Source organism: Glutamicibacter sp. V16R2B1, assembly GCF_005774635.1.
Taxonomy (GTDB): Bacteria; Actinomycetota; Actinomycetes; order Actinomycetales; family Micrococcaceae; genus Glutamicibacter; species Glutamicibacter creatinolyticus.
This window is the reverse complement of record NZ_VATX01000005.1, coordinates 224,037-243,448: the sequence shown is the minus strand read 5'-3', so window position 1 is coordinate 243,448 and position 19,412 is coordinate 224,037. Positions and strand designations below refer to the sequence as shown.

Annotated in this window: 16 protein-coding genes; 14 read left to right on the top strand and 2 right to left on the bottom strand. The window is 68.4% G+C overall.

What is annotated here, in order from left to right; genetic code table 11:
- The first annotated feature begins 1 nt into the window (after window position 1).
- The 11 genes from FDN03_RS03410 (at window position 2) to FDN03_RS03360 (ending at window position 13,020) form a co-directional block, all read left to right on the top strand.
- A complete protein-coding gene (locus FDN03_RS03410) occupies window positions 2-1,303 on the top strand; it encodes a dihydroorotase (protein ID WP_138174071.1) in 1,302 nt (433 codons plus the stop codon).
- Complete coding sequence (locus tag FDN03_RS03405) at window positions 1,300-1,812, top strand: hypothetical protein (protein WP_249354255.1); 513 nt, start codon at window positions 1,300-1,302, stop codon at window positions 1,810-1,812. Before FDN03_RS03410 ends, FDN03_RS03405 begins: the two co-directional genes overlap by 4 nt.
- Window positions 1,812-2,981 (top strand): glutamine-hydrolyzing carbamoyl-phosphate synthase small subunit, encoded by a 1,170-nt coding sequence (gene carA, locus FDN03_RS03400; RefSeq protein WP_138174069.1) that lies wholly within the window; start codon window positions 1,812-1,814, stop codon window positions 2,979-2,981. The genes FDN03_RS03405 and carA overlap by 1 nt, the downstream gene beginning before the upstream one ends.
- The gene (gene carB, locus FDN03_RS03395; RefSeq protein ID WP_138174067.1) at window positions 2,981-6,259 is read left to right on the top strand and encodes a carbamoyl-phosphate synthase large subunit; all 3,279 of its coding nucleotides are present in this window, start codon (window positions 2,981-2,983) and stop codon (window positions 6,257-6,259) included. Before carA ends, carB begins: the two co-directional genes overlap by 1 nt.
- A gap of 37 nt (window positions 6,260-6,296) precedes the next feature.
- Window positions 6,297-7,130 carry an orotidine-5'-phosphate decarboxylase gene (gene pyrF / locus FDN03_RS03390; protein WP_138174287.1) on the top strand — a complete coding sequence of 278 codons (834 nt, stop codon included), beginning with the start codon at window positions 6,297-6,299 and terminating at the stop codon, window positions 7,128-7,130.
- 133 nt (window positions 7,131-7,263) lie between these two features.
- The gene (gene mihF / locus FDN03_RS03385) at window positions 7,264-7,599 is read left to right on the top strand and encodes an integration host factor, actinobacterial type (protein WP_054821782.1); all 336 of its coding nucleotides are present in this window, start codon (window positions 7,264-7,266) and stop codon (window positions 7,597-7,599) included.
- Between the two features lie 3 nt (window positions 7,600-7,602).
- Window positions 7,603-8,166: a guanylate kinase gene (gmk, locus tag FDN03_RS03380; protein ID WP_054821783.1), complete on the top strand. Its 564-nt coding sequence runs from the start codon at window positions 7,603-7,605 to the stop codon at window positions 8,164-8,166.
- Window positions 8,167-8,176: 10 nt separating this feature from the next.
- The gene (gene rpoZ, locus FDN03_RS03375) at window positions 8,177-8,434 is read left to right on the top strand and encodes a DNA-directed RNA polymerase subunit omega (protein WP_054821784.1); all 258 of its coding nucleotides are present in this window, start codon (window positions 8,177-8,179) and stop codon (window positions 8,432-8,434) included.
- Between the two features lie 99 nt (window positions 8,435-8,533).
- Window positions 8,534-9,736, top strand: a complete 1,203-nt coding sequence (gene coaBC / locus FDN03_RS03370) for a bifunctional phosphopantothenoylcysteine decarboxylase/phosphopantothenate--cysteine ligase CoaBC (RefSeq protein WP_138174065.1) — start codon at window positions 8,534-8,536, stop codon at window positions 9,734-9,736.
- Window positions 9,737-9,837: 101 nt separating this feature from the next.
- On the top strand, window positions 9,838-11,043 hold the full coding sequence (metK, locus tag FDN03_RS03365; RefSeq protein WP_138174063.1) for a methionine adenosyltransferase: 1,206 nt from the start codon (window positions 9,838-9,840) through the stop codon (window positions 11,041-11,043).
- A 12-nt stretch (window positions 11,044-11,055) separates the two neighbouring features.
- A complete protein-coding gene (locus FDN03_RS03360; RefSeq protein WP_138174061.1) occupies window positions 11,056-13,020 on the top strand; it encodes a primosomal protein PriA in 1,965 nt (654 codons plus the stop codon).
- A 27-nt stretch (window positions 13,021-13,047) separates the two neighbouring features.
- On the opposite strand, the gene FDN03_RS03355 is transcribed toward FDN03_RS03360, so the two are convergent.
- Both FDN03_RS03355 and FDN03_RS03350 read right to left on the bottom strand, forming a co-directional pair.
- Complete coding sequence (locus tag FDN03_RS03355; RefSeq protein WP_138174059.1) at window positions 13,048-13,914, bottom strand: alpha/beta hydrolase; 867 nt, start codon at window positions 13,912-13,914, stop codon at window positions 13,048-13,050.
- A 9-nt stretch (window positions 13,915-13,923) separates the two neighbouring features.
- The gene (locus FDN03_RS03350; RefSeq protein ID WP_349291704.1) at window positions 13,924-14,871 is read right to left on the bottom strand and encodes a sugar-binding domain-containing protein; all 948 of its coding nucleotides are present in this window, start codon (window positions 14,869-14,871) and stop codon (window positions 13,924-13,926) included.
- Between the two features lie 169 nt (window positions 14,872-15,040).
- Here FDN03_RS03350 and FDN03_RS03345 point away from each other — a divergent pair, with 169 nt between their 5' ends.
- The 3 genes from FDN03_RS03345 to glpK all read left to right on the top strand — a co-directional run bounded on the left by FDN03_RS03345 (window position 15,041) and on the right by glpK (window position 19,178).
- Window positions 15,041-16,720 carry a glycerol-3-phosphate dehydrogenase/oxidase gene (locus FDN03_RS03345; RefSeq protein ID WP_138174283.1) on the top strand — a complete coding sequence of 560 codons (1,680 nt, stop codon included), beginning with the start codon at window positions 15,041-15,043 and terminating at the stop codon, window positions 16,718-16,720.
- A gap of 51 nt (window positions 16,721-16,771) precedes the next feature.
- The gene (locus FDN03_RS03340) at window positions 16,772-17,500 is read left to right on the top strand and encodes an MIP/aquaporin family protein (RefSeq protein ID WP_138174281.1); all 729 of its coding nucleotides are present in this window, start codon (window positions 16,772-16,774) and stop codon (window positions 17,498-17,500) included.
- 154 nt (window positions 17,501-17,654) lie between these two features.
- Window positions 17,655-19,178: a glycerol kinase GlpK gene (gene glpK / locus FDN03_RS03335; protein WP_138174057.1), complete on the top strand. Its 1,524-nt coding sequence runs from the start codon at window positions 17,655-17,657 to the stop codon at window positions 19,176-19,178.
- The last annotated feature ends 234 nt before the right edge of the window (window positions 19,179-19,412 follow it).

The following is a 19,412-nucleotide window of genomic DNA, read 5'->3' as shown; positions in this document are numbered from 1 at the left end:
CATGAAGTATCTGATTCACAACGCCAGCATTCTGGGCGGGGGCACCGCCGACGTGCTGGTCTCCGACGGGATGATCGCACAGATCGGCCAGGGCCTGCAGGCCGGGGACGCCACCGTCATCGACGCCACCGGCCAGATCCTGCTGCCGGGCCTGGTCGACCCGCACACCCACCTGCGTGAGCCGGGCCGGGAGGACGCCGAGACCGTGGAAACCGGCACTCGCGCCGCCGCCAAGGGCGGGTTCACCGCGGTGCACGCCATGGCCAACTCAACCCCGGTCGCCGATACGGCCGGCGTGGTGGAGCAGGTCTACGAGCTGGGCCGCAAGGCCGGCTGGGTGGACGTGCGCCCGGTCGGGGCCGTCACCGTCGGGCTGGCCGGCAAGCAGCTGAGCGAGATCGGCGCGATGGCCGACTCCCGGGCGAAGGTGCGCATGTTCTCCGATGACGGGATCTGCGTGTTTGACCCGCTGCTGATGCGCCGGGCCCTGGAATACGTCAAGGCCTTCGACGGGGTGATCGCCCAGCACGCCCAGGAACCGCGGCTGACCGAGGGCGCCCAGATGAACGAGGGCGAAGTCTCGGCCGTGCTTGGCCTGGCTGGCTGGCCGGCCGTGGCCGAGGAGTCGATCATCGCCCGCGACGTGCTGCTGGCCGAACACGTCGGCGCCCGCTTGCACGTGTGCCACGTCTCCACCGCCGGCAGCGTGGAAATCATCCGCTGGGCCAAGGCCCGCGGCATCCAGGTCACCGCGGAGGTCACCCCGCACCACCTGCTGCTCACCGATGAGAAGGTGCGCAGCTTCGACCCGGTCTACAAGGTCAACCCGCCGCTGCGCCGCGAAGCGGACGTCATGGCGCTGCGCGCCGGGGTGGCCGATGGCACCATCGACATGATCGGCACCGACCACGCCCCGCACCCGGCCGAATCCAAGGACTGCGAATGGGGGGCCGCCGCGATGGGCATGACCGGGCTGGAAACCGCCCTGTCCATCGTGCAGCACACCCTGGTGGACACCGGGCTGATCGGCTGGCCGGACGTCGCGCGGATCACCTCCGGCGCCGCGGCCCGCCTGGGCCGGCTGGAGGACCAGGGCCGCCCGGTCGCCGAGGGCGAGCCGGCCAACCTGGTGCTGGTGGACCCCGAGGCCCGCTGGACGGTGGACCCCTACGCCATGGAGACCAAGGGCCGCAACTCCCCGTTCGCCGGCATGCAGCTGCCCGGCGCGGTGCGCGCCACCTTCTTCCACGGCCACCCCACGGTCCTGGACGGCGCCCTGGCCAGCGCCCGGGTGGCCCAGTGATCGATAGCCCGTACTTCGTCCCGATCGCCTGGACGCTGGGCATCATCCTGGTGCTGCTGCTGCTCATCGCGGTGGGCTGGCGCAACCGCAAGCGACGACAGTCCGGCGTGCCGGCCCCGTTCCAGGACTTTGCCGACACCGAGGTCGCCCGCTTCGAGGGCATGTACGTGGCCACCACCCGCGGGGAGGACTGGCTGGACCGGATCGCCGTGCACCAGCTGGGCGTGCGCACCAACGCGGACCTGGTGATCGGTGAGCGTGGGGTGCACTTCATGCGGGCCGGGGCCCGCGCGGTGCACGTGCCCTTCGCGGCGCTGACCCGGGTGAACCGGGCCTCGGGGATGGCCGGGAAGTTCGTGGAGGACAACGGCCTGGTGATCACCGGGTGGGTCAAGGATGACTTCGACTTCGACACCGGCTTCCGCCCCCGCTACCACGCGGACAACGCAAAGATTTATCAGATGCTGGCATCGCACTTGGACGATGCGGCAGATCAGGAGACAAACTAGTGAACACTCAAAGCACCCCCGACGCAGTGCTGGTCCTGGAGGACGGCACCGTCTTCCCCGGCCGCGCCTACGGCAAGGTCGGCACCACCCTGGGTGAAGCGGTATTCACCACCGGCATGACCGGCTACCAGGAAACCCTGACCGACCCGTCCTACGCCCACCAGATCGTGGTGCAGACCTTCCCGCACATCGGCAACACCGGCGTGAACGACGAGGACCCCGAATCCACCCGCATCTGGGCCGCCGGCTACGTGGTGCGCGAAGGCTCGCGCCGCCCCAGCAACTGGCGCAGCGTGCGCACCCTGGAAGAGGACCTGATCGCCCACGACGTGGTGGGCATCGAACGCATCGACACCCGCGCACTGACCCGCCACCTTCGTGAGGCCGGGGCCATGAAGGCCGGGATCTTCTCCGGTGCGGCCGCCGCCCGCCCGATTCAGGAGCTGGTGGAGCAGGTCAAGGATCAGCCGGCGATGGCCGGACGCAAGATCTCCGCCGAGGTCTCGGTGGACGAACCCTACTTCGTGGAACCGGCCGACCACGGCTGGAGCGGGGAAGTACGCCACACCGTGGCCGCGATCGACCTGGGCATCAAGGCGATGACCCCGGTGCGCCTGGCCGAACGCGGCATGCGCGTGCACGTGCTGCCCCACGACGCGACCCTTGAGGACATCAAGGCCTCGGGCGCCTCGGGCGTGTTCTTCTCCAACGGCCCGGGCGACCCGGCCACCGCCACCGAACAGATCGAACTGGTGCGCCAGGTGCTGGACGCCGGCATCCCGTACTTCGGGATCTGCTTCGGCAACCAGATCCTGGGCCGGGCGCTGGGGCTGGACACCTACAAGCTGCGCTTCGGGCACCGCGGCATCAACCAGCCGGTGATGGTCAAGGACACCGGCAAGGTGGAAATCACCAGCCAGAACCACGGCTTCGCCGTCCAGGCCCCGCTGCAGGGCAGCTTCACCGCCCCGGTGGAGCGCTTCGGCCAGGTGGAGGTCTCCCACTTCTCGCTGAACGACCAGGTGGTGGAGGGGCTGCGCTGCCTGGACATCCCGGCATTCTCCGTGCAGTACCATCCGGAGGCCGCCTCCGGGCCGCACGACGCCGCCAACCTCTTCGACCGTTTCGCCGACGTGCTGGACAGCACCGCAGATAAGGACAACAAGTAATGCCAAAGCGCACCGATCTGAAATCAGTTCTCGTCATCGGTTCCGGCCCCATCGTCATCGGCCAGGCGGCGGAATTCGACTACTCCGGCACCCAGGCGCTGCGCGTGCTGAAGGAGGAGGGCCTGCGGGTCATCCTGGTCAACTCCAACCCGGCCACCATCATGACCGACCCGCAGTTCGCCGACGCCACCTACGTGGAGCCGATCACCCCCGAGGTGGTCGAGCAGATCATCGCCAAGGAGCGCCCGGACGCGGTGCTGCCGACCCTGGGCGGGCAGACCGCGCTGAACACCGCGATCGCGCTGGACAAGAACGGCGTACTGGACAAGTACGACGTGGAGCTGATCGGCGCGAACATCGAGGCCATCGAGCTGGGTGAGGACCGCGAGAAGTTCAAGGGCGTGGTGGAGCGCTGCGGCGCCGAATCGGCCAAGTCGATCATCGTGCACTCCATGGAGGAGGCCTTCGCCGCCGTCGAGGAGCTGAAGTACCCGGTCGTGGTGCGCCCCTCCTTCACCATGGGCGGGCTCGGTTCGGGCATGGCCTACAACGCGGAGGACCTGCGCCGCATCGCCGGGGCGGGCCTGCAGTACTCGCCGACCACCGAGGTGCTCCTGGAGGAGTCCATCCTGGGGTGGAAGGAATACGAGCTGGAGATGATGCGCGACAAGAACGACAACGTCGTGGTCGTGTGCTCCATCGAGAACTTCGACCCGGTGGGCGTGCACACTGGCGACTCGATCACCGTCGCCCCGGCGATGACCCTGACCGACCGCGAATACCAGAAGCTGCGCGACATCTCCATCGCGGTGATCCGCGAGGTGGGCGTGGACACCGGCGGGTGCAACATCCAGTTCGCCATCGAACCGGACACCGGGCGGGTGGTCGTGATCGAAATGAACCCGCGCGTCTCGCGCTCCTCCGCCCTGGCCTCCAAGGCCACCGGGTTCGCGATCGCCAAGATCGCCACCAAGGTCTCCCTGGGCTACACCCTGGATGAGATCCAGAACGACATCACCAAGAAGACACCGGCCTCCTTCGAACCGGCCCTGGACTACGTGGTGGTCAAGGTCCCGCGCTTCGCCTTTGAGAAGTTCCCTGCCGCCGACGCCACGCTGACCACCACCATGAAGTCGGTGGGCGAGGCGATGAGCCTGGGACGCAACTTCACCGAGGCGCTGCAGAAGGCGCTGCGCTCCCTGGAGCAGAAGGGCGCGGAGCTGTCCTTCGAGCCGCTGGAGCAGGAGCAGATCCCGCACGTGCTGGAGCAGATCAAGGTCGGCTCCACCGAGCGCCTGGCCCTGGTGCAGCGCGCCCTGCTCTCCGGGGTGTCGATCGAGCGGCTCTATGAGGCCACCGGCATCGACCCGTGGTTCCTGGACCAGCTGGCGCTGATCAACGAGACCGCGGCGATGATCGCCGCGTCGGCGAACCTGGATGAGCAGATGCTGCGCGAGGCCAAGCGCCACGGGTTCTCCGACGCGCAGATCGCCAAGCTCACCGGCAACGCCGAGGCCGTGGTGCGCGGGGTGCGCCACGCGCTGGAGATCCGCCCGGTCTACAAGACCGTGGACACCTGCGCGGCCGAGTTCGAGGCGTACACCCCCTACCTGTACTCCTCCTACGACCAGGAAACCGAGGTGCCGGCCCATGAGAAGCCCTCGGTGATCATCCTGGGCTCGGGCCCGAACCGGATCGGGCAGGGCATCGAGTTCGACTACTCGTGCGTGCACGCGGTGATGGCGCTGCGCGAGGCCGGATACGAGACCGTGATGGTCAACTGCAACCCGGAGACCGTCTCCACCGACTACGACATCTCCGACCGGCTGTACTTCGAGCCGCTGAGCCTGGAGGACGTGCTGGAGATCATCCACGCCGAACAGGCCTCCGGCGGCGTGCTGGGCGTGTTCGTGCAGCTGGGCGGGCAGACCCCGCTGAAGCTGGCCGCCGAGCTGAAGGCCGCCGGCGTGCCGATCCTGGGCACCTCCCCGGAGGCGATCGACCTGGCCGAGCACCGCGGCGCGTTCCAGCAGGTGCTGGACGCCGCCGGGCTGGTGGCCCCGAAGAACGGCACCGCCGTGTCCTTCAAGGACGCCAAGCGGATCGCCGACGAGATCGGCTACCCGGTGCTGGTGCGCCCCAGCTACGTGCTGGGCGGGCGCGGCATGGAGATCGTCTACGACGAGGCGAACCTCTCGCGCTACATCGAAAACGCCACCGAGATCACCGTGGACCACCCGGTGCTGGTGGACCGCTTCCTGGAGGACGCGATCGAGATCGACGTGGACGCGCTGTTTGACGGCACCGAACTGTACATGGGCGGGATCATGGAGCACATCGAGGAGGCCGGCATCCACTCCGGCGACTCGGCCTGCGTGCTGCCGCCCATCACCCTGGGCCACGACGTGCGTGAAAAGGTGGCCGCCGCGACCCGCGCGATCGCCGAGGGCGTGGGCGTGCGCGGGCTGATCAACATCCAGTTCGCGCTGGCCGGGGACATCCTCTACGTCATCGAGGCGAACCCGCGCGCGTCGCGCACCGTGCCGTTCACCTCCAAGGCCACCGGCGTGCAGCTGGCCAAGGCCGCGGCGATGATCGGGGTGGGCCGCAGCATTGCCCAGCTGCGCGGGGACATCCTGCCGGCCCAGGGCGATGGCACCCACCTGCCGGAAACCGCCCCGGTGGCGGTGAAGGAGGCCGTGCTGCCCTTCAGCCGCTTCCGCACCCCGCAGGGCAAGGTCGTCGACTCGCTGCTCGGACCGGAAATGCGCTCCACCGGCGAGGTGATGGGCATCGACAAGTACTTCGACACCGCCTTCGCCAAGTCCCAGGCCGCGGCGAACAACCCGCTGCCCACCGCCGGGAAGGTGTTCGTCTCGGTCACCAACCGGGACAAGCGCTCGATCGTGCTGCCGGTCAAGCACCTGTCCGACAACGGGTTTGAGATCGTCTCCACCGGCGGCACCGCCCAGGTGCTGCGCCGCAACGGGATCCCCACCACCGTGGTCAACAAGGTCCACGAGGGCGGGGAAACCATTGTGGACATGATCACCGAAGGCCAGATCGGGCTGATCCTGAACACCCCCTCGGGTTCGGAGGCGCGCGGGGACGGCTACGAGATCCGCGCGGCTGCCACCAGCGTGGGCACCCCGATCATCACCACCGTGGCCGAGTTCGGTGCCGCGGTGCAGGCCATCGACGCGCTGCGCCACTACAGCTGGGATGTGACCAGCCTGCAGGAGCACCCGGACCTGGTCTCGGCAGGCGGCCGTGGCTAGCGCCGGGGCGGGACACGCCGCGGCCGGGAACACCGAAATGGATCATTTCGGCAACCGGCTGCGGGTGGCGATGGAGGCGAACGGGCCGTTGTGCGTGGGCATCGACCCGCACCCCAGCCTGCTGGCCTCCTGGGGGCTGGATGACAGCGCCGACGCGGTGCGCCGCTTCTCGCTGGGCGTCATCGAGGCGGTCGCCGGCACCGCGGCGATCCTCAAGCCGCAGGTGGCGCTGTACGAGCGCTTCGGCTCGGCCGGCTTCGCGGCCCTGGAGGAAACCCTGGCCGCGGCGCGCGATGCCGGGGTGCTGACCCTGGCCGACGCCAAGCGCGGGGACATCGGCTCCACGATGGCCGCCTACGCCAACGCCTGGCTGGCCGACGGTTCGCCGCTGGCCGCCGACGCGGTGACCCTCAGCCCCTACCTGGGCTACGAGTCGCTGCGCCCGGCCATCGACTTGGCCGGGCAGACCGGGCGCGGGGTGTTCGTGCTCGGGCTGACCTCCAACCCGGAGGGCCAAAGCGTGCAGCACGTGGGGGGAGCGGCCTCGGTGGCCAAGCGGATCATCGACGCGGTCGCGCAGGAGAACGCGCACGCCGCGGACCTGGGCCATGTGGGCCTGGTCATCGGCGCCACCGTCGGGGATGCCCCGCAGCGGCTGGGCATCGACCTGTCCGCGACGAAGGCGGCGCTGCTGACCCCCGGGCTCGGGGCGCAGGGCGCCACCGCGGGTGATCTTGCCAACAGCTTCGCCAGCAGCCACCGCCAGGTGCTGGCCAGCAGCAGCCGGGACATCCTGCGCGCCGGACCCGGGGTCCAGGCGCTTCGGGACAAGGCCCGCATGGTACGCGACGAACTGCTCGCCGCCGGTTAGTAAAGTAGTCGGATCGCGCTGTGGATACTAAGGTTTCTAGTAGCCACAGCGCGATTACTCTTGCAAATGCCGCGTTTGGTGGTTATGTTCACAACATGGCCTTAGTCCACAACTGATGAAGGATGGCTGAACGATGGTACTGCGAGAACTTTCAGACGAAGACCGGATCCGCGCCCGTGCCAAGGCCCTGGCCGCCCGCACCCGTCGGGCTGAGATCAAGTCCCAGTTCAGTAGCGGAAAAATCTCCATCACTGAGGTACTAGACTTGGTGTACGAAGATGAGGCAGTCGGTCGCATGCGTGTGATGGACCTGCTCGAATCAGTGCCCGGCGTCGGCGAGGTCCGCGCCGCGAACCTGCTCGAACGCCTGGGGATCTCCCCGTCCCGCCGCCTGCGCGGCCTGGGACGCAAGCAGCGGGTGGCGATCACTGAACACTTCAAGCAATCTCCGCCCAAGACGAAAGCGTAGTAAATGACCCCAGCGTCGGTAACGGTTCTGGCCGGCCCCACGGCCGTAGGCAAGGGCACCGTCTCCACCTACATCCGTGAGAACTATCCGCAGGTCTGGTTGTCGGTTTCGGCCACCACCCGCGATCCGCGCCCGGGGGAGGTGGAAGGGGTCCACTACTACTTCGTTGGGCCCAAGCGCTTTGGGGAGCTGGTCGAATCCGGCCAAATGCTTGAATGGGCGGTCGTGCACGGGCAGAACAGCTACGGCACCATCCGCTCCACCGTGGAACAGGCCGTGGCCGAGGGCAAGAAGGTGCTGCTGGAAATCGACCTGCAGGGCGCACGCCAGGTCAAGGAGTCGATGCCGGAGGCACAATTCGTGTTCCTGGCCCCGCCCTCCTGGGATGAACTGGTGCGCCGGCTTGTGGGCCGCGGCACCGAATCGAGCGAGGAACAGCAGCGCCGGCTGGAAACCGCTAAACTGGAACTTGCGGCCGAACCGGAATTCGACGTGACCATTGTCAACGACAGTGTGTCGCGGGCCGCCGAAGAGCTTGTGTCCCTCATGGGGCTAGACGAAAAATAAGGGGAGTCCTGTGACCGAAAACCTTGAAGGAATCATCAACCCTTCAATCGACTCGTTGCTGAAGACCGATGAGTCCAAGTACGCGCTGGTGCTGAATTCGGCCAAGCGCGCCCGCCAGATCAACGCCTACTACGCGCAGCTGAACGAAGGCCTGTTCGAGTACGTTGGCCCGCTGGTGGAAACCAAGCTCAACGAGAAGCCGCTGACCATCGCCCTGCGTGAACTGAACGAGGGCCTGCTGAAGGTCACCCCGGCCGACGCCGAGTAAGTCAACACTTCAACGGATGGCGCCCCAGTTAGCACCGGTGGCGCCATTCGCTGTTTAAGCCCGCAGGCCGCCACCCAGTCCCACATTGTGAGGTAGAAGTTGAAGAGAATCGTGCTCGGGGTCTCCGCCGGGATCGCCGCCTACAAGTCCGTCCTGCTGCTGCGCCTGCTGCGCGAGGCCGGGCACCACGTCGATGTGATTCCCACCGGCAACGTCGCCCAGTTCGTGGGCAACGCCACCTTTGAGGCCCTCAGCGGCAACCCGGTTACCTCGAACGTGTTCGACGCCGTGGACACCGTGAACCACGTGCGCCTGGGCCAGGAGGCCGACCTGGTGGTCGTCGTTCCGGCCACCGCCGACCTGCTGGCCAAGGCGGCCGCCGGGATCGCCAACGACCTGCTCACCGGCACCCTGCTGGCCACCCGCGCCCCGGTGGTGATGGCCCCGGCCATGCACACCGAAATGTGGCAGCACCCGGCGACCGTGGCCAACGTCGCCACGCTGCGCCAGCGCGGGGTGCACGTGATCGACCCGGCCGTGGGGCGGCTGACCGGCAAGGACAGCGGCCCGGGCCGCCTGCCCGAGCCGGAGGAGATCTTCCAGGCGCTGCAGGTGCACCTGGGCGAGCCGCTACTGGCCGGGCGCAGCGTGCTGATCACCGCCGGGGGCACCCGCGAACCGCTGGACCCGGTCCGCTTCCTGGGCAACCGCTCCTCGGGCCGCCAGGGCGTGGCGCTGGCGGCCGCGGCCCGCGACGCCGGGGCAAACGTCACCCTGATCGCCACCCACCTGGAGGTCCCCGCCCCGCACGGGGTGCAGGTGGTGCACGCCTCCAGCGCGCTGGAGCTGCGCGAGGCGGTGTTCGCCCACGCCCCGGGCAAGGACGCGCTGATCATGAACGCGGCGGTCGCCGACTTCCGCCCGGCCAGCGTGGAGGCGGCCAAGATCAAGAAGCGCGACGAGCATTCGGCGCCGGTGATCGAACTGGTGCGCAACCCGGACATCCTGGCCGAACTGGTCGCCGCCCGCGCCCAGGACCAGACGCTGCCGCGCACCGTGGTCGGCTTCGCCGCCGAAACCGGGGACGAGCAGGGCAGCGTGCTGGACTACGGCCGGACCAAGCTGGCCAAGAAGGGCTGCGAGATGCTGGTGGTCAACGAGGTCGGGCAGAGCAAGACGTTTGGCGCGGAGACGAACGAGGCCACAATCCTGTTCGCCGACGGGCGCGAGGCGGTTTCCGCCGCCGGAAGCAAGCTGGAGGTGGCGCGGCGCGTCATCGAACAGCTGGCCGGCGCAATATAGCGTCATCGGCCCGTCACATGGTGACCAGCACCATGTCACAGCCATTCACCCAAGGACGCAACGAAGGACAAAGGGTCGACACGACCAGATAGAGTAACAAGGTGACTTCAACAACCCCTGAACTACGCCTGTTTACCTCGGAATCAGTGACCGAGGGACACCCGGACAAGATCTGCGACCAGATCTCCGACGCGATCCTGGATGCCATGCTCGCCCAGGACCCGAACTCGAAGGTGGCGGTGGAAACCCTGACCACCACCGGGCTGGTCCACGTGGCCGGCGAGGTGACCACCAACGGGTACGTGGAAATCCCGGAGATCGTGCGCCGCACCATCCTGGACATCGGCTACGACTCCTCGGCCAACGGCTTTGACGGGGCCCGCTGCGGGGTGTCGGTCTCCATCGGCCAGCAGTCCCAGGAAATCCACGACGGGGTGTTCAACTCCCTGGAGTCCCGCCAGGGCACCGCCAAGGACCCGCGCGACATGCAGGGCGCCGGGGACCAGGGGCTGATGTTCGGCTACGCCTCGGATGAAACCGAGTCGCTGATGCCCACCCCGATCTTCCTGGCCCACCGCCTCTCCGAGCGGCTCACCCAGGTGCGCAAGAACGCCCGGCTGCCGCTGCTGCGCCCCGACGGCAAGACCCAGGTGACCATCGGCTACGACGGGGACAAGCCGGTGTCGATCGACACCGTGGTCGTCTCCAGCCAGCACGCGGCCGAATACGAGCTGGAAACCCTGAAGGCCGACCTGCTGGAGGAGGTGGTCACCCCGGTGATCTCCAAGTCCGGGCTGGACACCTCCAGCACCGAGATCATCCTGAACCCCTCCGGGCCCTTCATCATCGGCGGGCCGGTCGGGGACGCCGGGCTGACGGGACGCAAGATCATCGTGGACACCTACGGCGGCTTCGCCCGCCACGGCGGCGGCGCGTTCTCCGGCAAGGACCCGTCCAAGGTGGACCGCTCGGCCGCGTACGCCATGCGCTGGGTGGCCAAGAACATCGTCGCCGCGGGCCTGGCCCGGCGCGCCGAGGTCCAGGTCGCCTACGCCATCGGCGTGGCCACCCCGGTGGGCCTGTACGTGGAAACCTTCGGCACCGAGACCGTGGACCCGGCCGAAATCACCCGGGCCATCCGCGAGATCTTCGACCTGCGTCCGCTGGGCATCATCGAGGACCTGGACCTGAAGCGCCCGATCTACCAGAAGACCGCCGCACACGGCCACTTCGGCCGCGACGACATGGACTTCACCTGGGAGCGCACCGACAAGGTGGATGCGCTGCGCTCCTGGTTCAACGCGTAGCCCGCAGGCCCCGTGGAACAAGAAGCCCTGATATCAGCACCCGAGCCGCAGCGCATACCGCTGCTGGCCCGGGTGCTGATTGATTCCCCCGTCCCGCACCTGGACCGGCCCTTTGACTACAGCGTGCCGGCCTCGCTGCGCGACAGGGTGCAGCCCGGGATGCGGGTCAAGGTGCCCTTTGGCGGGCGCCAGCTGGACGGGTTCATCACCGAGCTGATCCCGGACGCGGACCCCGGGTTCAAGGTGCGGGAACTGGGCAAGCTCATCTCCGAAACCCGGGTGCTCTACCCCGAGGTGCTGGCCACCGCCGAACTGGTGGCCGAACGCTACGCCGGCACGTTGTGGGACGTGGTGCGCCAGGCCGTGCCCCCGCGCGCGGCGCGGGTGGAGAAGGAGGACCTGGCCTCCGACGCCCTGGCCGCCGGGCAGCTCACCCTGCCCGAGGTGCCGGTGAACCAGCTCTCCCACTACACCGGGGGAGCGCAGGCGCTCAGCGACTGGGGCGAGGGCAGCCTGTACCGGGCGGTGGCCACCTGGGTGCCGAACTTCCCCGGCTCCTGGCCCGGCTTCCTGCTCGATGCCGCCCGCCCGGTGCTGCAGCGCGGCAAGCGGGTGCTGGTGATCGTGCCGGACGCGGCCGACCTGGAGCGGCTGGGCACCTACCTGGACGAGACGATCGGGCCCGAGTTCTATGCCCGGCTGCAGGCCGAGGACGGGCCCACCCCGCGCTACCGCAACTTCCTGCGCGCCATTTGCGGGCGCGTGCCGGTGGTGATCGGCACCCGCTCCGCGGCGCTGTGCCACATCCCGGACCTGGAGCTGGTGATCCTGTGGCAGGACGGGGACCAGTCCCACCGCGAACTGCGCGCCCCCTACCAGCACAGCCGGGAGGTGGCGCTGCTGCGCAGCCAGCACACCGGGTGTTCGCTGCTGATCGCCTCCCCGTCGCGCTCCGTGGAGGCCCAGCGCCTGGTGGACACCGGCTGGGCGCAGGAGCTGAAGCTGCCGCGCGACCTGCTGCGCCGCCAGGTGGCCCGGGTCGCGGCGACCACCACCGACTTCGAGCTCGAGCGGGACCCGGTGCTGGCCCGCGCCCGCATCCCGTCGCTGGCCTGGCGGGAGGCCAGCCGGGCCCTGGAAAGCGCGCCGGTGCTGGTGCAGGTGGCCCGCACCGGGTTCATGCCGGCGCTGGCCTGCCAGGACTGCCGCAGCTTCGCCCGCTGCCCGCACTGCCAGGGCCCGCTGCAGCTGGGCGGGGCCGGTGGCGCGGTCAACTGCCGCTGGTGCGGCACCTACTACCGCGACCACCGCTGCGCGAACTGCGGCTCACCGCGGCTGCGGGCGGTATCGATCGGGGCCGAACGCACCGCCGAGGAGCTGGGCCAGGCGTTCGCGAAGGTGCCGGTGATCTCCTCCACCGGCGCCAAGCCGGTGCGCCAGGTCCCGGACAAGCCGGCCCTGGTGGTCGCCACCCCCGGGGTGGAGCCGGTCGCCGCCGCAGGCTACGGTGCGGTGCTGCTGCTGGATGCGGATAAGATGCTGGCCCACGATTCCCTGCGCAACGCCGAGGAGGTGATCAGCCGCTGGTTCACCGCCGCCGCGCTGGCCCGGCCCGACGGGGTGGTGGTGCTCACCGGCAACCCGAGCCCGGCCGGCAACGCGCTGGTGCGGTGGGACCCGGCCGGCTTTGCCGAACGCGAGCTGGCCGAACGCCATGAGATCGGCCTGCCCCCGGCGGTGCGCTCGGCGATCGTCACCGGTCCGGGCGCCGAACGCTTCATCGGGCAGCTGCAGCTGCCGGTGACCGTGCACGGGCCGAGCATTGATGAGCAGACCCGCGAACACCGCTACGTGCTGTTCTTCTCCTACGCCCAGGGCCCGGCGGTGACCGCCGCGCTGCGGGGCCTGCGCGCGAGCATGTCCGCGGCGAAGGACCCGCTGGTCACCGTCCGGGTGGACCCGGACGAAGTGCTCTAAACCCGCCTGGCCTGTGGGCCGGTGCGGTTAGCGCAGCCGCCCGGCGAGGAATTCGCGGATCGCCCAGGCGGTCTCCTCCGGCTTTTCGTAGTGGATCAGGTGTCCCACGTTCTCCAGCATCACCAGCACCGCCTGCGGGAAGCTGGCGCGCAGCTGCTCCTGGGTGTCGGGGCTGCCCATCTCATCGTCCTCCCCGCCGACCATCAGCACCGGTTCGGCGATCCGCGGCGCCCACTGCTGCACCGTGTGGCTGATCGAGGCCCGGTAGGCCTGGGAGAGGGTTTGGCGGTTGTGGAAGCCGGAGAAGTAGGCGCGGTGCTGGTCCCGCACATAGCGGCGCAGCTGCGGATCCCGGCTCTTGGTCATGAACCAGCTCATCGCATCGGTGATCAGCCCCGAGCGCAGGATCCGCTCACCCACCCCGGCCGGCAGCTTCGCGCAGGCCTCGTAGAAGACCCCGGCACCGGCGGCGATCAGCCGCTGGGAGGACTCCAGGGGCGGCTCGGAGATCGGGTTGAGCAGGATCAGCGAGGAAAAGACCCGCAGCGTGGCCAGCTTCGCGGCCACCAGGGATCCGAAGGAATGCCCCAGCAGGATCACGTGCCCGCCCAGCTGCAGCTCGCTGGCCAAGTCATCGAGCACCCGGGCGTAGCCCTCCACGTCGTGTTCGGTGTCCATGGGGCTGGAGGCCCCGAACCCGGGCAGGTCCGGGACGATGAACGTGTACTCGGGCAGCAGCTCGGTGATCCGGGCCAGGCCGTGGTGGTCCCCGCGGAAGCCGTGCACCGCCAGGATCACCCCGGCCGGGGTGTCGGTGCTGGCCGGGTAGGTGAAGACCTTCATGGTGGAGTGCCAATGGTGGTGGGTGGAGATCAGTTCATCACGAAGGCGCATGGGTTAATGCTACCCACCGAGCAGGGCCAGGGCCGCTCCCTCATCGATGATCAGGTCGGTGATTAAGCCACCGGCCAAAGCCCCGCGCACCGCCGGAATCTTGCTGCGTCCGGCCACCACGCACAACCGGCGCGGCACCGCGCGCAGCGCGGCCAGGCTGGGGCCGGTGGAGCGGTTGTTGATCTCAATGTCCTGGCTGCGCCCGGCGGCGTCGAAGAACACGGTGGCCACGTCCCCGACCACCCCGATTTCGCGCAGCTGGGCGTTCTCCGCCTCGCTGAGATAGCCGCCGCGGTACACCTGGGAGGCGACCGCGGCGTTGGCCGCACCCAGGGAGAAGACCGCCAGTTTCATTTCGCTTTGCACCTTCAGCACCCGGCGCACCGAGGTCTCCTGCCACATCGCCTCCCGGGTGGCGGCGCGGTCAAAGAACGCCGGGACCGGGAACTGCTCGACCCGGGCGGTGAACGCCTGGCCGAAGCGGGTGAGGATCTCGCTGGCGTAGCCGACCCCGCTGGTGTTCGGGTTCGCCGCCCCGTTCAGCTGCACGATCACCGTGTCATGGGTGGGGTGGCTGCCCAGCGCCGCGGAGAGCGCCTGCATCGTCGAACCCCACGCCACCCCCACGGTCATGGAGGAGGAGACCATGTTGCCCAGCACGTAGGCGGCGTGCGCGGAGACCCGCTGCAGCACCTGGGTGTCATCCAGGGACCCGTCGGTGGGCACGACCTGCACCGAGATCCCATACAGGTCCGAGAGCTGGGCGGCGGCCATCACCGACATGTTCGCCGCCGGGTTGATCTCCACCGAGACCATGCCGGTGCGCTTGGCGAAGGAGAGCAGCCGGGAGACGGTGGAGCGCGAGGTGCCCAGCTCCCGGGCGATGCTCTCCATCTTCATATCCTGCACGTAATACAGGTGCGCGGCCCGCAGGGCATCGCGGGACTTTGGGTCCACTTGCACGGATGTGTCAGATTTGGGCCGTGCCCGTGCCGTGCCGCGCACCGATTCCTGCATCGAAACCACCTTTTTCGCACACTTGTGCAAATCATTTGACCTGTTTGTTCCTGCGTGACAAGACTAACCGTATAAAGACCAAAGGTTGAGATACAAGGGGGCGGTGACCGTGCAACGGGACCAGCTGAAACTACTGCGCCAACGGCCGAATGCGCAGGTACTGGTGGTCGGCGGAGGCATCAACGGGGTGGCGACGTTCCGCTACCTTGCCATGCAGGGAATCGACGTTGCGCTGATCGAGCGCGGGGACTACAGCCAGGGCGCCTCCGGCGCCAGCTCGCACATGATCCACGGCGGCATCCGCTACCTGGAAAACGGGGAGTTCCGCCTGGTGCACGAGTCCGTGCAGGAACGCAACTCGCTGCTGCAGATCGCCCCCCACTACGTCAAGCCGCTGCAGACCACCATCCCGATCTTCTCCACCTTCTCCGGCATCCTCTCCGCGCCGATGCGCTTCCTGACCCACAAGTCGGGCAAGCCCACCGAACGCGGTGCGGCGCTGATCAAGGCCGGGCTGATCATGTACGACGTGTTCGCCGGCATCGGCGGACGCAACACCCCGTGGCACAGCTTCAAGGCCGGACGCAACGCGCGCAAGGACCTGCCGGCGCTGCGCCAGGACGTGAAGTACACCGCCACCTACTTTGACGCCTCGGTGCACAACCCCGAGCGCCTGACCCTGGACGTGCTGCGCGACGGGCTGGCCGCCAACCCGCAGGCCCGCGCCACCAACTACACCTCGCTGACCGGCTTCAAGGACGGCAAGGCGCAGCTGCGCGACGAGCTGAGCGGGGAGCAGTTCGAGTTCGAGGCCGACGTGCTCGTGAACGCCACCGGCGCCTGGGTGGACCTGACCAACGAGGACCTGGGCCGGGAGACCAAGTGGACCGGCGGCACCAAGGGCTCGCACATCGTGCTGGACCACCCCGAGCTGCTGGCCGCCACCGGGGGCCGGGAAATCTTCTTCGAACACGAAGACGGGCGCATCGTGCTGATCTACCCGATGCTTGGCCGCGTGCTGGTGGGCACCACCGACCTGGAGCACGACATGCGTGAACCGGCGGTGTGCACCGAGGAGGAAGTGGACTATTTCTTCGAACTGATCCACCACGTCTTCCCGAACATCAAGGTCGACCGCCAGGACATCGTCTACCGCTTCTCCGGGGTGCGCCCGCTGCCGAACCACGATGACACCGCCCCCGGGTTCGTCTCGCGCGACTACCAGGTGAAGGAAACCCGCCTGACCGACAAGACCATGATGCTCTCGCTGATCGGCGGGAAGTGGACCACCTTCCGCGCGCTGGGTGAGAACCTGGGCGGCAAGGTGCTGAACTTCCTGCGCGCCGAGCAGCGCCAGAGCACCGTCGGGGTGCCGATCGGCGGCGGACGGAACTTCCCGATGAACGAGGGCGAACTGGATGCCTGGTACGCCGCCCGCGAGCACCGGGCCGGACGCGAACGGCTGCGCGTGCTGCTCGAACGCTACGGCACCCGCGCCGACGCGGTGCTGGACATCGTCGGCGAGGATGAGCACCTGCTGGAGCACAGCGACCAGCTCTCCCACGAGGAGCTGGCCTACCTGGCCGAGCAGGAGCAGGTCGGTCGCCTGATCGACGTGTTCATCCGCCGCACCAACCTGGCCTTCCGCGGCCTGGTGACCAATGAATTGGTGCACGAGGTGGCAAGCAGCCTCGCCGTGCCCATGGGCTGGGATGGGGTCCAAACCGACGCCGAGATCAATCATGCGCTCTCGGTGCTGCGAACCCACCACGAGGTGATTCTCACCTAATCAGTGGCCGGCGGCAGTGGGCCGCCGGCGTCCACCCCAGGAAGGTCAGTGTTGACTCCGAATATATTTCTTGCCGAACTCACCGGCACATTCATTCTGCTGCTATTGGGCACCGGCGTGGTGGCCAATGTGAATCTGAAGGGGACGTTGGGCCACGCCGCGGGCTGGCTGACGATCTGTTTCGGTTGGGGACTGGCGGTCTTCGCCGGTGTCTGGGTGGCCGCCGCTTCCGGCGCCCACCTGAACCCGGCGGTCACCGTCGGTTTGATGGTCAACGCCGATGCCACCGAGCTGGCACCGGGCGTGGACAAGACCGTGGCGAACATGCTGCTGTACTTCGCCGCCCAGATGATCGGTGCCGTGCTCGGCGCCGTGGGCACCTGGCTGGCCTACAAGAAGCACTTCGATGAACCCGTCGACGGCGGCAGCAAGCTGGGCGTCTTCGCCACCGGAGGGGCCATCCGCTCCTACCCCTGGAACATGGTCACCGAGATCATCGCCACCTTCGTGCTGGTGTTCGTGATCAACGGCTTCGGCAAGACACCCCACGGGCTGGGCCCGCTGGCGGTCGCGCTGATCGTGGTCGCCATCGGCGCCTCGCTGGGCGGGCCCACCGGGTACGCGATCAACCCGGCGCGTGACCTCGGTCCGCGCCTGGCGCACGCCCTGCTGCCGATCCCGGGCAAGGGATCATCGGACTGGGCCTACTCCTGGGTCCCGGTTGCCGGACCGCTCATCGGCGGTGTCCTGGGCGGTCTTGGTGCCGCCGCGCTGTTCTAGAACCTTGAGCTATTAGCGGGGATCACACAAGCTGGTCTCAGGCAGGTGCCCGCACCGGCCGCGGCCGTGACCCCACTGCCCGGCCCCCTCACCCGAGGGGGCCGGGCATCGAGGAAAGAACAACGTAGTTTTTTTAGCGAAAAGAGAGTGAACCATGAGCTCGAAGTACGTCATCGCCATCGACCAGGGAACCACCAGTTCCCGGGCGATCGTGTTCAACCACGCCGGTGAGGTCATCTCCGTGGGCCAGCTGGAACACGAGCAGATCTTCCCGCAGGCCGGATGGGTGGAGCACGACGCCGCCGAAATCTGGAACAACGTGCGCGAAGTGATCGGCCAGGCCCTGTCCAAGGCGAACCTGACCCGCCACGACATCGAGGCGGTGGGCATCACCAACCAGCGTGAAACCACCGTGGTGTGGGACAAGAACACCGGTGAGCCGGTGTACAACGCGATCGTCTGGCAGGACACCCGCACCCAGCAGATCGTCGACGACCTGGCCGCCGACGGGGGAGTGGACCGCTACAAGGACAAGGTCGGCCTGCCCCTGGCCACCTACTTCGCCGGCACCAAGATCAAGTGGATCCTGGACAACGTGGACAACGCCCGCCAGCGCGCCGAGGCCGGGGACCTGCTCTTTGGCACCACCGACACCTGGGTGCTGTGGAACCTGACCGGCGGCACCGACGGCGGCGTGCACGTCACCGACGTCACCAACGCCTCACGCACCCTGTTCATGGACCTGCGCACCCGCGCCTGGGATGAGCAGATCCTGGCCGACTTCGGGGTCCCGGCCTCGATGCTGCCCGAGATCCGCTCCTCCTCCGAGGTCTACGGCACCGTGCACACCAACCAGCTGTTGCGCGAAACCCCGGTGGCCGGCATCTTGGGCGACCAGCAGGCCGCCACCTTCGGGCAGGCCGCCTTCACCCCCGGCTCGGCGAAGAACACCTACGGCACCGGCTGCTTCCTGATCTTCAACACCGGCAATGAGATCGTCAAGTCCTCCAACGGGCTGCTGACCACCATGGCCTACCAGCTGGGCGACGCCGAGCCGGTGTACGCGCTGGAAGGCTCCATCGCGGTGGCCGGCTCGCTGGTGCAGTGGCTGCGCGACAACATCGGGATGATCGCCACCAGCGCCGAGATCGAGGATTTGGCCGCCCAGGTCGAGGACAACGGCGGGGTCTACATTGTCCCGGCGTTCTCCGGGCTGTTCGCCCCCTACTGGCGCTCCGAGGCCCGTGGGGCGATCGTGGGCCTGACCCGCTACGCAAACAAGCACCACCTGGCCCGCGCGGCCCTGGAGTCCACCGCCTTCCAGACCCGTGAGGTGCTGGACGCGGTGAACGCCGACGCCGCGGACCCGCTGACCGAGCTGAAGGTCGATGGCGGGATGGTCGCCAACGAGAACCTGATGCAGTTCCAGGCCGACATCCTCGGGGTGCCGGTGGTGCGTCCAAAGGTCACCGAAACCACCGCCCTGGGTGCCGCCTACGCGGCCGGGCTGGCCGTGGGCTACTGGAAGGACCTGGGCGAGCTGGAGTCGAACTGGTCCGAGGACAAGCGCTGGGAGCCGAACCTGGACCCCGAGGAGCGCGAGCGCAAGCTGCGCCTGTGGAAGAAGGCGGTCACCCGCACCTTCGACTGGGTCGACGAGGACACCCGGCACGTCTAAGCCGGTCAGGCGCCCGCACCGCCACGCTGCGGCGCGGGCACCGCGCGCCGCGCACCCCAGGCCCACGCCTGGGGTGCGCGGCAGTTTAACCGGCCCCAAAGCGCGTGCCGTGGCGCGCCTGTTCAGGCCGCGGATCGGACCCCGTCACCGATGCGGCACCACCCGGTGCCGGTACGGTAGAATCGTGATATGTATTCCCAGTTTCACCTACTCTAAGGTGCCGCCCCCGACGCC